At 44.8% G+C, this 12,934-nt stretch carries 14 protein-coding genes and 1 pseudogene; 13 read left to right on the plus strand and 2 right to left on the minus strand.

Annotated features, from left to right (window positions below; genetic code table 11):
- Positions 1–177 precede the first annotated feature (177 nt).
- A complete protein-coding gene (locus tag ACSJJG_RS01450; RefSeq protein ID WP_481088207.1) occupies positions 178–2,133 on the minus strand; it encodes an ABC transporter ATP-binding protein in 1,956 nt (651 codons plus the stop codon).
- A gap of 249 nt (positions 2,134–2,382) precedes the next feature.
- Between ACSJJG_RS01450 and ACSJJG_RS01455 the strand changes: the two genes are divergently transcribed.
- Together ACSJJG_RS01455 and slyD are read left to right on the plus strand one after the other, a co-directional pair.
- Positions 2,383–2,586: a YheV family putative zinc ribbon protein gene (locus ACSJJG_RS01455; RefSeq protein ID WP_481088208.1), complete on the plus strand. Its 204-nt coding sequence runs from the start codon at positions 2,383–2,385 to the stop codon at positions 2,584–2,586.
- Positions 2,587–2,732: 146 nt separating this feature from the next.
- Entirely contained in the window at positions 2,733–3,269 is a 537-nt protein-coding gene (gene slyD / locus ACSJJG_RS01460) for a peptidylprolyl isomerase (protein ID WP_481088209.1), read from the plus strand.
- A 132-nt stretch (positions 3,270–3,401) separates the two neighbouring features.
- Here the strand turns inward: slyD and ACSJJG_RS01465 are convergent, their stop codons facing one another.
- The gene (locus tag ACSJJG_RS01465) at positions 3,402–3,620 is read right to left on the minus strand and encodes a SlyX family protein (protein WP_193852040.1); all 219 of its coding nucleotides are present in this window, start codon (positions 3,618–3,620) and stop codon (positions 3,402–3,404) included.
- Between the two features lie 244 nt (positions 3,621–3,864).
- Between ACSJJG_RS01465 and fkpA the strand changes: the two genes are divergently transcribed.
- The 11 genes and pseudogenes from fkpA (at position 3,865) to nusG (ending at position 12,823) form a co-directional block, all read left to right on the plus strand.
- Positions 3,865–4,629, plus strand: a complete 765-nt coding sequence (gene fkpA, locus ACSJJG_RS01470) for an FKBP-type peptidyl-prolyl cis-trans isomerase (protein WP_481088210.1) — start codon at positions 3,865–3,867, stop codon at positions 4,627–4,629.
- A gap of 479 nt (positions 4,630–5,108) precedes the next feature.
- On the plus strand, positions 5,109–5,846 hold the full coding sequence (locus ACSJJG_RS01475) for a helix-turn-helix transcriptional regulator (protein ID WP_099130918.1): 738 nt from the start codon (positions 5,109–5,111) through the stop codon (positions 5,844–5,846).
- Positions 5,846–6,241: a sulfurtransferase complex subunit TusD gene (gene tusD / locus ACSJJG_RS01480; RefSeq protein ID WP_481088211.1), complete on the plus strand. Its 396-nt coding sequence runs from the start codon at positions 5,846–5,848 to the stop codon at positions 6,239–6,241. Before ACSJJG_RS01475 ends, tusD begins: the two co-directional genes overlap by 1 nt.
- A gap of 34 nt (positions 6,242–6,275) precedes the next feature.
- A pseudogene (tusC, locus tag ACSJJG_RS01485) lies at positions 6,276–6,634 on the plus strand (sulfurtransferase complex subunit TusC).
- Between the two features lie 19 nt (positions 6,635–6,653).
- Positions 6,654–6,941 (plus strand): sulfurtransferase complex subunit TusB, encoded by a 288-nt coding sequence (tusB, locus tag ACSJJG_RS01490; protein WP_481088212.1) that lies wholly within the window; start codon positions 6,654–6,656, stop codon positions 6,939–6,941.
- Between the two features lie 212 nt (positions 6,942–7,153).
- Entirely contained in the window at positions 7,154–7,528 is a 375-nt protein-coding gene (rpsL, locus tag ACSJJG_RS01495) for a 30S ribosomal protein S12 (RefSeq protein WP_010848548.1), read from the plus strand.
- A gap of 98 nt (positions 7,529–7,626) precedes the next feature.
- A complete protein-coding gene (rpsG, locus tag ACSJJG_RS01500) occupies positions 7,627–8,097 on the plus strand; it encodes a 30S ribosomal protein S7 (protein WP_481088213.1) in 471 nt (156 codons plus the stop codon).
- A gap of 95 nt (positions 8,098–8,192) precedes the next feature.
- Positions 8,193–10,301, plus strand: a complete 2,109-nt coding sequence (fusA, locus tag ACSJJG_RS01505) for an elongation factor G (RefSeq protein WP_481088214.1) — start codon at positions 8,193–8,195, stop codon at positions 10,299–10,301.
- Between the two features lie 69 nt (positions 10,302–10,370).
- Positions 10,371–11,555: an elongation factor Tu gene (tuf, locus tag ACSJJG_RS01510; protein WP_047770768.1), complete on the plus strand. Its 1,185-nt coding sequence runs from the start codon at positions 10,371–10,373 to the stop codon at positions 11,553–11,555.
- Positions 11,556–11,891: 336 nt separating this feature from the next.
- Complete coding sequence (secE, locus tag ACSJJG_RS01515; RefSeq protein WP_481088215.1) at positions 11,892–12,275, plus strand: preprotein translocase subunit SecE; 384 nt, start codon at positions 11,892–11,894, stop codon at positions 12,273–12,275.
- A 2-nt stretch (positions 12,276–12,277) separates the two neighbouring features.
- Positions 12,278–12,823 (plus strand): transcription termination/antitermination protein NusG, encoded by a 546-nt coding sequence (gene nusG / locus ACSJJG_RS01520; protein ID WP_189759071.1) that lies wholly within the window; start codon positions 12,278–12,280, stop codon positions 12,821–12,823.
- Positions 12,824–12,934: the final 111 nt, after the last annotated feature.

The following is a 12,934-nucleotide window of genomic DNA, read 5'->3' on the forward strand; positions in this document are numbered from 1 at the left end:
GAAAATCTGAAATATTTTTAAAAAATAATCTCTTGTATAATTGATGAATTGTTATTTTTTTACGACGAGTATTCTGGCTGTTTGCAAGCAAATTTATATTTTTTCTTTTAAACAGGGATTAATCGGGTGTTGAATGACAATACCCGATTATATACTTACAGGTTTATACCTGAAAAATTAACTGACTCCTTGACTCGCATTAAATTCTGTTGTCATTTGTTCGAGCTGTTCCTGAATATCCAACCATTCCATTTCAGTATCTTCCAGTTTGGATTTTGTTTGCGTTTGCTGATGCAGGCATTCAGTCAGTTCAGTTTTACGATCATGGTCGTAAAGCGTATTGTCTGACAGCTTCTCTTCTAATTCTGTCAATGCCGTACCCAGTTTTTCCATCTGTTTTTCAAGGGTTGCAAGCTGTTTACGCAATGGCTGCGTTTGGTTACGGAATTCAGCTTCACGCCGTTTTTGATCTTTACGCTCTTGAGCACTGTAATTTTGAGTGCTACTTGTTGAAGATTCGCTCTCTGATTTTTCTTTTTCCTGGCTATCCCGCATTTGCTGGCGTTGCAGTTCAGTGAGCCATTGCTGATAATCTTCTAAATCACCTTTAAAAAGTTCTACTTTGCCATCATGTACCAGATAAAGTTCGTCTGTTGTAGAACGCAGTAAGTGCCTGTCATGCGATACGACGACCAGAGCACCTTCGAAATCAATCAGTGCTTCAGTCAATGCTTGTCTCATGTCGAGATCAAGGTGGTTGGTCGGTTCGTCAAGCAGAAGGAGGTTTGGACGTTGCCAGACAATCAGAGCCAGTACCAAACGCGCTTTTTCACCACCGGAAAAACGTCCGCTTGGATCGGTCACTTGATCGCCTTTGAAGCCAAATCCTCCCAGATAATCTCGAAGCTGTTGCTCTGTCTCTTGGGGAGCGATTCGGGCTAAATGTTGTAATGGAGATTCATCTGCCCGTAGGTATTCCAATTGGTGCTGTGTGAAGTAACCCAGTTTAATGCCTTTCGATAAGGCAATTTCTCCTTGCTGAGGTGCAAGCTCTCCTGCCAGCAACTTGATCAACGTGGATTTACCCGCACCATTGCGACCTAGCAGGCCGATCCGTGAACCTGGCACCAGATTTAATTTGATCGAGTTCAATACCGTTTTTTCGCCATAGCCAGCACTAACTTTATCCATATTTAAGAGTGGATTTGGCAGGTTGTCCGGCTGGCGGAAACTGAAATGGAAAGGGTTATCGACATGAGCGGGAGCGATAAGCTCCATGCGTTCCAGCATTTTGATGCGACTTTGTGCCTGTTTCGCTTTAGAGGCTTTGGCGCGGAAGCGATCAATATAACTCTGCAAATGTGCCACTTTTTCCTGTTGGCTTTGGTATAGCGCCTGTTGCTGGGCAAGTTTGGCCGCGCGTTGCCGTTCGAAGGAAGAGTAGTTACCGGTATATTCGTATAGATCCTGCTGTTCAATGTGCAGAATTTTATCGATGATTGGATCGAGAAAATCGCGATCGTGGGAAATTAGGATCAAGGTGCCGGTATAACTCTTCAACCATTTTTCCAGCCAGATAACGGCATCGAGATCAAGATGGTTGGTCGGTTCGTCGAGCAATAACAAATCAGAGCGGCAGATCAGCGCTTGTGCCAAGTTAAGGCGCATACGCCAGCCTCCAGAGAATGAACGTACCGGTTGTTCTAGCTGAACCTGGGAAAAACCTAATCCGTGCAGCAGACTAGCGGCTCGGGCGCGGATTGTCCATGCCTGAATAGTATCAAGCAAACCATGAAGATGGGCGATGGCGTGACCGTCATTTTGTTCGTTGGCTATTTTGAGTTTTTGCTCCAGTTGCCGGAATTCACGGTCACCATCAATGACATATTCCAGCGCTGATGTTTCCAGGGCTGGCGTTTCCTGATTAACCCAAGCCAGTGCCCAGTTGTTGGGGAAGATGACAGAACCACTTTCAGCTTGAAGTTCATTTTTCAATAATGCAAGCAGGGTAGATTTACCGCAGCCATTTTTGCCAACTAATCCGACTTTTTGTCCGGGATTGATAGTTGCGTTGGCGTTATCCAGCAGGACGCGAATGCCACGACGGATTTGCAGTGAAGAGAAAACAATCATAGATGTCGTCTATATATAATGTGTTAAGTTAATTAATAGTTAGATTTATATATCCTTCATCTTTCAAGTTGCTGCTTTGTTGACTGCGTTCCCCATACCAATCGTATATTGATATGTATAGTGATCGTTGATACGTATAGTGATCGATGTGCCGCAATTTGAAATCTATTGGGTATATGTATTGAGTTTTAAGTACCTGGTGTGCATGGTAGCGGAAAATAGATGTTCTGACACGTCTTAGGGGGAATTATGTCAATTAGTCGTAAGCGTTTTATTGCAGGAGCAGTTTGCCCAAAATGCCAATCACAGGATACGCTGGCAATGTGGCAGGAAAATAAGGTTGATGTTGTTGAGTGTGTCCATTGTGGTCATATACAGAGGCAGACGGAGGAAGCTGTCACATCTCATATCAGAGAGCAGGAACAGGTCATTGGGATCTTTACACCACAGTAACTCAATACATGTACAATGAATTGTGGATAAATTTTGCCATTGCCTAGGTACAGTAACGTAGAATTCCGTTACAATTGGCAGCATTTTTTTGAGCAGTAAAAATTTTCCCTCACGGATTTTTTCCCCTCGGGTATGTAGGAGTTGTCATGAAAGTAGCAAAAGACTTGGTGGTCAGCCTGGCTTATCAAGTAAGAACAGAAGATGGTGTTTTAGTTGATGAGTCCTCGGTGAGTGCACCGTTAGACTATCTGCATGGCCGTGGTTCTCTGATCAGCGGATTAGAGAAAGCACTGGAAGGCCGTGAGGTGGGTGAACGTTTTGATGTTAGCGTAGAAGCCGCAGATGCATACGGTCAGTATGATGACAACCTGGTTCAGCGTGCACCAAAAGATGTGTTTGTTGGCGTTGATGATCTTCAAGTTGGTATGCGTTTTCTGGCTGACACAGATCAGGGACCTATTCCAGTAGAAATCACTGCGATAGAAGGTGATGAAGTGGTTGTTGATGCGAACCACATGTTGGCAGGCCAGAATCTGAAATTCAATGTTGAAATTGTTGCGATCCGTGAGGCGACCGAAGAAGAATTGGCCCATGGCCATGTACATGGTCAGGATGGCTGTGGTGATCACCACCATGATCACGATCACGGTGATCATGGATGCTGCGGCGGTAGCTGCCATTAAGATTAATCGGGGCTAACTGAAAATCGTTAGTCACCTGAAATATCAGTAAGCAGAAAAAGGGAAGCGGGTTTTAAGCTTCTCTTTTTTATTTTGCGTCTAGCCTTCCTTGGCAGGGCGCTTCCCTGATGAATATTAGTAATGAGGGGGCGGTGTTTCTTCAGAAAGCGGTGCAATGATGGATGCTTGGTGAGTTTTCAGACGTTCAGCGATTAATTTTAGTTGTTCTTTCAATCTGTCAGTTTCGAGCTGTTGCTTTATCACTTCCTGATTCAATGCTTCAATGGTGGCTTCTTGGTAAGCCAGCTTGGTTTCTAGTTGCTCAAATCTTCGCTCAAATTCAGATAATTCCATTATCTTTCCTCCTGCCTCTGAATCAATTAATTTAAATAACGGACCGATGATTTGGTCAAGATGCCACTATAATGCTCATATATCCAGTGAAATAGAATTTCACGAAACCTCTTTGCTTTAATGTTGTCTCAACGATTTTTATGGCAAGGTATAGCAAATATTGTCATTGGTTTTCTTAGGCGGTTATAGTAAATGTTATGACCTATGCTGATGGCAACCCCACCCAAACTTATTGGAGAATAGGATGAAATCACTGTTTAAAACAACTCTGCTGGCAACAACTCTAGCGGTGGCATTTAGCGTACCCCAAGTTTTGGCTGCTAACACCGAAACCAAAGACGAAGTCAAACTAAATAGTGCTTTTAAAACAGCAGAACAGCAAAATTCTTATGCTCTGGGTGCTTCTCTGGGCGGCTACATGGCCAACTCACTGCAAGAGCAGAAAGCGCTCGGTATCAATATAGAAAAAGAACAGTTGTTGGCTGGTGTTGAAGATGCATTAAATAATAAAGCCAAACTGACGGATAAAGAAATTCAGGAAACCCTGATAGCCTTTGAATCGAAAGTGAAAAGTGCAGCACTGGCTAAGGCAGAAAAAGAAGCCAGTGAAAATGGTGAAAAAGGTGCCCAATATCGCAAAGAGTTTGCTAAACAAGCGGGCGTAGTGGAAACCAAAACCGGGCTTCTTTACAAAATTGAAAAAGCAGGTACGGGTAACGCTCCTAAAGAGACTGATACTGTCGTTGTTAACTACAAAGGTTCTTTGATTGATGGTCAGGTTTTTGACAGCTCTTATGACCGTAAAGAGCCTCTGACAATTCGTTTGGATAGCGTTATCCCAGGTTGGAGAGAAGGTATACAGCATGTGAAGAAAGGTGGAAAAATCACATTAGTTATTCCACCTAAGCTGGCTTATGATCAGGCAAATTTACCTAAAATTCCAGCTAACTCCACTTTAGTTTTCAATGTTGAATTACTGGATATTAAGCCTGCGGCCAAGGCAAAATAATTTCTGTGATTAAAAGATATTAGCAGGGGATTAAGGCTCCTGCTTTATCACACATTTTTTCTATCTTTCGATTTGCTGCTGATATTTACCTCTATTTGATGAGTAATAAGCATGGATAAAAAAATAATAAATTTATTTGCTTATTATTTCCCACGGTATTAAATGGGATATTGCTTTTCGTATTTCAGATGGATTCGGCATAAAGCTGTGATAGAACCCCGCGCTATGCTCAGCAAGCGCTTGACGGCAGTTCGATGTGGTTTTAACGTCACTATTCTGAATAGTCCGAATAGAATAATATAGAACAAACATTTTTAACTGTTTGTTTTTAGCGCTTATCTCATAAGGCTATTTAACTTTCTTGTAACAATAAGCGTTTGCCGAAGTAGATGCTGAGTTGCAGTAATGTGATTTTATAATAAATCTTGCCCTGATGTTTTTGGTGAGGCAAAGTCAGAATTTGAAGGATGGTGTATTACATGTCTACCCCGCTATTAACTGGTGATAATATTTCTAGTGATAACAGTGATATTGATTTACTGGAAAACCAACCATTTAGTGAAACTGATCACGAAATTTTAAAATCTTACGAAGCTGCTGTGGACGGCCTGGCTATGTTGATTGGTGGGCATTGTGAAATAGTTCTTCATTCACTGGAAGATCTTAAATGTTCAGCCGTCAGAATAGCTAATGGCGAGCATACAGGGCGTAAAATTGGTTCTCCGATTACCGATCTGGCGTTGCGAATGCTGCATGATATTACGGATGAAGACAGTAGCGTTTCCAGGGCGTATTTCACACGGGCCAAAAGTGGCTCGTTGATGAAATCTGTCACGATTGCTATCCGTAATCGCCAGCGTCGAGTCATTGGGCTTTTGTGCATCAATATGAACCTTGATGTGCCTTTCTCTGAAATTATTCAGACCTTTATCCCGGAAAAAACCCATGAAGTTGCTTCAAATGTCAATTTTGCCTCTTCCGTGGATGATCTGGTAGCACAAACTCTGGAATTCACGATTGAAGAAGTGAATGCTGATCGCAATGTTTCCAATAATGCGAAAAACAGACAGGTAGTGCTGAACCTTTATGAGAAAGGTATTTTTGATATTAAAGACGCCATCAATCAGGTCGCTGATCGTTTGAATATCTCCAAGCATACGGTATACCTCTATATTCGCCAGTTTAAAAATGGTGAATGTGCTGGTTCGGAGAAATAATGTCGCCGCTGTCTTATTGTTTGCTGGTCACTGGGCCAGCTTACGGTACTCAACAAGCCAGCAGCGCTTACCAATTTGCTCAGGCATTGATCACCTCTGGCCATAAACTGCATAGCGTGTTTTTTTATCGCGAAGGTGTCCAAAACGGCAATCAATTGGTTGCCCCTGCCAATGATGAGTTTGATTTGGTCAGGGCCTGGCAGGCATTGGCAGTCAAACATCAATTCGATCTGTTTATCTGTGTTGCAGCGGCATTGCGCCGTGGTGTCGTAGATGAACAACAAGCCCGTGAATTCAATCTGCCCGCCGCTAATTTAGCCGAAGGATTTGAGCTTAGTGGACTGGGATCATTGGCAGAAGCCATGATGTTATGTGATCGTGTCATACAATTTTAGCGCTGATTAGGTTTGGGAATCTTCGTGGGTATCGATGAAAAAAATTGCCTTTGTTTTTACTGAAGCTCCTCACGGCTCTTCTGCCGGGCGGGAAGGGCTGGATGCACTGCTTGCGACGTCGGCATTGACTGAGCAGATCGGTGTATTTTTTATTTCTGATGGCGTATTTCAATTATTGGCCAATCAGCAGCCGGATAAAATCCTGGCCCGTGACTACATCTCAACCTTTAAGGTCTTGCCGCTCTATGACATTGATAAATGTTACGTCTGTCTGGATGATTTGATGACTCGGGAGGCAGCCTAGCAAACAATTTTGTGCTGGAAGCTGAATTTCTTTCTGCCGCAGCAATCCGAGAATTGTTGGCGGGTTATGATTTTGTGTTGAAATTTTAATCTATTTCAGGCGGGTAACATGTTATATACTGTCAGTCGCTCACCTTACCATAATGACTTCAATGCAATGCTTGGCCTTGTATCTGATACAGATGATGTTTTATTGATGCACAATGGTGTGTTATTGGGCATCAATGATAACCGTTATTTGGCTGAATTGCTCCGTACGAGGGCAGGCATTTATGTTTTGAAAGAAGATCTTGATGCACGGGGGCTGATTGAACAGATTTCAGACCGTGTAATGGTGATTGATTACAATGGCTTTGTTAGCTTAACAGTAAAACATCAGCAAAATTTTGCATGGTAGAGTGTGAATGGCACTTTTCAGCAACTTTACCAGTCCAACGCTTTACTGGCAGTACTTTACCGATAATATTTTGCCGATATAGAAAAACTGTATATTTCTTGACACCTCGTCAAGTCAGCAATAAAATTCCGCGTCCTCTTGTTTTGTCATAATGACAGAGAGAGGGTAAAAATCCGTGTTTACGAAGCAAAAAACCAGGAGCTTTTTTAATAATGGCAACTATTAATCAGCTGGTTCGCAAATCTCGTAGCTCGAAAGTTGTGAAAAGCAACGTTCCTGCTCTGGAAGCTTGCCCGCAAAAACGTGGCGTATGTACTCGTGTATATACTACCACCCCTAAAAAACCAAACTCCGCACTGCGTAAAGTATGCCGTGTGCGTTTGACTAACGGTTACGAAGTTTCTTCCTACATCGGTGGTGAAGGCCACAACCTGCAGGAACACTCCGTTATCTTGATCCGTGGCGGTCGTGTTAAAGACTTGCCAGGTGTGCGTTACCACACCGTTCGCGGCGCTCTGGACTGTGCCGGTGTTAAAGACCGTAAACAAGGTCGTTCTAAGTACGGTGTGAAGAAGCCAAAGGCTTAATGGTTCTCCGTTAAGTAAGGCCAAACATTTTTCACATTAATGTCAAAATAAACTCGTAGAGTTTTGGACAACCCTGAAATTCGAAACGGAGTATTTCCATGCCACGTCGTCGTGTAATTGGTCAACGTAAAATTCTGCCAGATCCAAAGTTCGGATCTGAACTGCTGGCCAAATTTGTAAATATCCTGATGGTAGACGGTAAGAAGTCTGTCGCAGAATCTATTGTATATGGTGCGCTTGAGACCCTGGCTCAGCGTTCCGGTAAAGATCATCTGGAAGCATTCGAGCTGGCACTGGATAACGTGCGCCCGACTGTAGAAGTTAAGTCCCGCCGTGTTGGTGGTTCTACTTATCAGGTTCCAGTTGAAGTTCGTCCGGTTCGTCGTAATGCTCTGGCAATGCGTTGGATCGTTGAAGCTGCTCGTAAACGCGGTGATAAGTCCATGGCTCTGCGCCTGGCAAATGAATTATCTGATGCGGCTGAAAATAAAGGCGCTGCTGTGAAGAAACGTGAAGACGTTCACCGTATGGCAGAAGCTAACAAGGCGTTCGCACACTACCGTTGGTAAAACCCCTTATTGGGTATTCCATCGGCAGTGAATATGTTCCGGGTGGCTGTCCAGCTACCCGTTCTCTAAATTGAACGCCCACGAGAGAGGAAAAAATGGCTCGTAAAACCCCTATAACTCGTTACCGTAATATCGGTATCAGTGCGCACATTGACGCGGGTAAAACCACTACCACCGAACGTATTCTGTTCTACACTGGTGTAAGCCATAAGATCGGTGAAGTTCATGATGGCGCTGCCACTATGGACTGGATGGAACAGGAGCAAGAACGTGGTATTACCATCACGTCTGCTGCGACTACCGCATTCTGGTCTGGTATGGCTAAACAGTTTGAGCCACACCGTATCAACATCATCGACACCCCAGGCCACGTTGACTTCACTATCGAAGTAGAACGTTCCATGCGTGTTCTTGACGGTGCTGTAATGGTTTACTGTGCAGTTGGTGGTGTTCAGCCACAGTCTGAAACTGTATGGCGTCAGGCGAACAAATATAACGTTCCACGTATCGCGTTCGTTAACAAAATGGACCGTATGGGAGCGAACTTCCTGCGCGTTGTTGAGCAGATCAAAACTCGTCTGGCTGCTAACCCTGTTCCTCTGCAATTGGCAATCGGTGCAGAAGATACTTTCACCGGCATTGTTGATTTGCTGAAAATGAAAGCAATCAACTGGAACGACGAAGATCAGGGTATTACCTTCGAATACGAAGATATCCCGGCTGACATGCTTGAGCAGGCTCAGGAATGGCATCAGAACCTGATTGAATCCGCAGCAGAAGCATCAGAAGAACTGATGGATAAATACCTGGGCGGTGAAGAGCTGACTGAAGAAGAAATCAAAGCAGCTCTGCGTAAGCGTGTTCTGGCTAACGAAATTATCCTGGTTACCTGTGGTTCTGCATTTAAGAACAAAGGTGTTCAGGCAATGCTGGATGCAGTTGTCGAATATCTGCCAGCTCCGACTGATGTTGAATCCATCAAAGGTATGCTGCCAGACGGTAAAGATACTCCGGCTGAACGTCACTCCAGCGATGATGAACCATTTTCAGCACTGGCGTTCAAAATCGCGACTGACCCATTCGTGGGTAACCTGACTTTCTTCCGCGTTTACTCCGGTGTTGTTAACTCTGGTGACACCGTACTGAACCCAGTGAAAGACAAAAAAGAACGTTTTGGCCGTATCGTTCAGATGCACGCCAACAAACGTGAAGAAATTAAAGAAGTCCGTGCAGGCGACATCGCTGCTGCTATCGGTCTGAAAGATGTAACTACAGGTGATACTCTCTGTGACCTGAACACTCCAATCATTCTGGAGCGCATGGAATTCCCAGAGCCAGTTATCTCTGTTGCTATCGAGCCAAAAACTAAAGCTGACCAGGAAAAAATGGGTATCGCTTTAGGCCGTCTGGCTCAGGAAGACCCATCTTTCCGCGTGAGCAGTGATGAAGAGACTGGTCAGACTATCATCGCAGGTATGGGTGAACTTCACCTCGACGTACTTGTTGACCGTATGCGTCGTGAATTCAACGTTGAAGCGAACGTAGGTAAACCTCAGGTTGCTTACCGTGAAACCATCCGTGCTTCTGTTGAGCAGGAAGGTAAACACGCTAAACAGTCCGGTGGTCGTGGTCAGTACGGTCACGTTTGGCTACGTATCGAGCCTCTGGAAGCAGGTGGTGCTGGTTACGAATTCGCGAACGAAATCGTTGGTGGTGTTGTTCCTAAAGAATACATCCCAGGCGTCGACAAAGGCGTTCAGGAACAGCTGAAGAGCGGTGTTCTGGCTGGTTATCCAATCGTTGACGTTAAAGTTGCCCTGTTCGATGGTTCTTACCATGACGTTGACTCCTCAGAAATCGCCTTTAAAATTGCTGCATCCATGGCATTTAAAGAAGGCTTCATGAAAGCGAAACCAGTTCTGCTGGAACCAATCATGAAAGTCGAAGTGGAAACACCAGAAGACTACATGGGTGACGTCATCGGTGACCTGAACCGTCGCCGTGGTATGATCGATGGTATGGATGATATAGCTACGGGCAAAATTGTTCGTGCTCAAGTACCATTGTCTGAAATGTTTGGTTATGCTACTGACCTGCGTTCTCAGACCCAAGGTCGTGCTTCTTACTCCATGGAGTTCTTGAAGTACAACGAAGCGCCTAGCAACGTCGCTCAGGCTATTATCGAAGCTCGTAAATCTAGATAAGTTTTCGAGTTTACTATCTTTTAGCTCCCTCCTCTTTGTAACGGGGGAGCGGTATTAAGGAATAGAGTCGTGTCTAAAGAAAAGTTTGAACGTTCAAAACCGCACGTTAACGTTGGTACTATCGGCCACGTTGACCACGGTAAAACTACCCTGACTGCTGCAATCACTACCGTTCTGGCAAAAACTTACGGTGGTAGCGCGCGTGCATTCGACCAGATCGACAACGCGCCAGAAGAAAAAGCACGTGGTATCACCATCTCTACTTCTCACGTAGAATACGATACCCCAACTCGTCACTACGCACACGTTGACTGCCCAGGCCACGCCGACTATGTGAAAAACATGATCACCGGTGCAGCTCAGATGGACGGCGCGATCCTGGTTGTTGCTGCAACTGATGGCCCAATGCCACAGACTCGTGAGCACATCCTGCTGGGTCGTCAGGTAGGCGTTCCTTACATCATCGTGTTCCTGAACAAATGTGACATGGTTGATGATGAAGAGCTGCTGGAACTGGTCGAAATGGAAGTGCGTGAGCTGCTGTCTCAGTACGATTTCCCAGGCGACGACACACCAATTATCCGCGGTTCTGCGCTGAAAGCGCTGGAAGGCGACGCAGAGTGGGAAGCGAAAGTTATCGAACTGGCTGAAGCACTGGATACTTACATTCCAGAACCAGAGCGTGACATTGACAAGCCATTCCTGCTGCCAATCGAAGACGTATTCTCCATCTCCGGCCGTGGTACTGTAGTAACCGGTCGTGTAGAGCGTGGTATCGTTAAAGTCGGTGACGAAGTTGAAATCGTGGGTATCAAAGAAACCACTAAAACCACGTGTACCGGTGTTGAAATGTTCCGCAAACTGCTGGACGAAGGCCGTGCGGGTGAAAACGTGGGTGTTCTGCTGCGTGGTACTAAGCGTGACGACGTTGAGCGTGGTCAGGTTCTGGCGAAGCCAGGCTCTATCCACCCACACACTCAGTTCGAATCTGAAGTGTATATCCTGAGCAAAGATGAAGGTGGCCGTCATACTCCATTCTTCAAAGGTTACCGTCCACAGTTCTACTTCCGTACCACTGACGTAACCGGTACTATCGAACTGCCAGAAGGCGTAGAGATGGTAATGCCAGGTGACAACATCAACATGGTAGTTAACCTGATTGCCCCAATCGCAATGGACGAAGGTCTGCGTTTCGCCATCCGTGAAGGTGGCCGTACTGTAGGCGCCGGTGTTGTTGCTAAAGTGATCGCATAATTTTTTTAATGTGTTCATTTTGGAAGGGCATCGATAGATGCCCTTTTTATACGTTGTCTTAAGAAGAACCTATCTCATCAATAGTTGTTCATTATTGGGCAATTAATAGCAGATAAATTGCTATTTGATTGCTATTCTTAATTATTGGTGAGATAGGCTCTGATACAACGGATGGGCTTAAATATCATTAAGATACAAAAGTCCTGCTGAATTATGGTGCCGAGTCAGATACAATTACAATTATCTTTGGGTTCGGTCTGATTTGTTTTGCTCTTGCGAGGCAAGCTGGCTATCTATTTACATCATAGTTACTTACATATAGTTACAGGTTGGTTTATGAGTGCGAATAGCGATGCTCAAGAAAGCGGGCGTGGTCTTGATATAGCAAAGTGGCTATTGGTGGCGGTGCTACTGGTGGTTGCTATTGTGGGTAATTACTATTACCGAGAGTATAACCTGCCTCTGCGCGCGATAGCCGTGGTTGCTATTGTTGCCCTTGCAGGAGCAGTTGCATTGTGGACTGTAAAAGGTAAATCTGCGTTAGCATTTGCCCGTGAAGCCCGCATTGAAATGCGTAAAGTCATTTGGCCAACTCGCCAGGAAGCACTGCATACGACTTTGATTGTTGCAGCTGTGACGGCTGTCATGTCTCTTATTTTGTGGGGGCTTGATGGTATTCTGGTGCGTTTAGTTTCATTTATTACAGGCCTGAGGTTTTAAAAATGTCTGAATCCCCAAAAAAGCGTTGGTATGTCATCCAGGCATTTTCTGGGTTTGAAGGTCGCGTCGCTCAATCTCTGCGTGAACATATCAAATTACAAGAGATGGAAGATTTTTTTGGCGAAGTGATGGTGCCGACAGAAGAAGTTGTTGAGATCCGTAGTGGTCAGCGTCGTAAAAGCGAGCGTAAATTCTTCCCTGGCTATGTCCTGGTACAAATGGTAATGAACGATGCGACGTGGCATTTAGTTCGTAGTGTACCTCGCGTAATGGGTTTTATCGGTGGCACCTCTGACCGCCCAGCACCAATCAGCGATAAAGAAGTTGATGCGATCATGAATCGTCTTCAACAGGTTGGTGATAAACCACGGCCAAAAACTCTGTTCGAACCAGGCGAAATGGTTCGAGTCAGTGATGGTCCGTTTGCAGACTTCAATGGTGTGGTGGAAGAAGTCGATTACGAGAAGAGCCGCTTGAAAGTGTCGGTTTCTATCTTTGGTCGAGCTACTCCTGTTGAGCTGGATTTCAGCCAGGTAGAGAAAGTCTAATCTGGTGATTAAGTAAGCGACTCCGCTTGCAAAGCGGTGTGAAATTAGCATACAATTTCGCGCCTTTTGTTTTTTATCCAGGCAACATTTTTAGATGATGCTGAGATAATA

This window comes from Xenorhabdus sp. SGI 60, assembly GCF_056632175.1.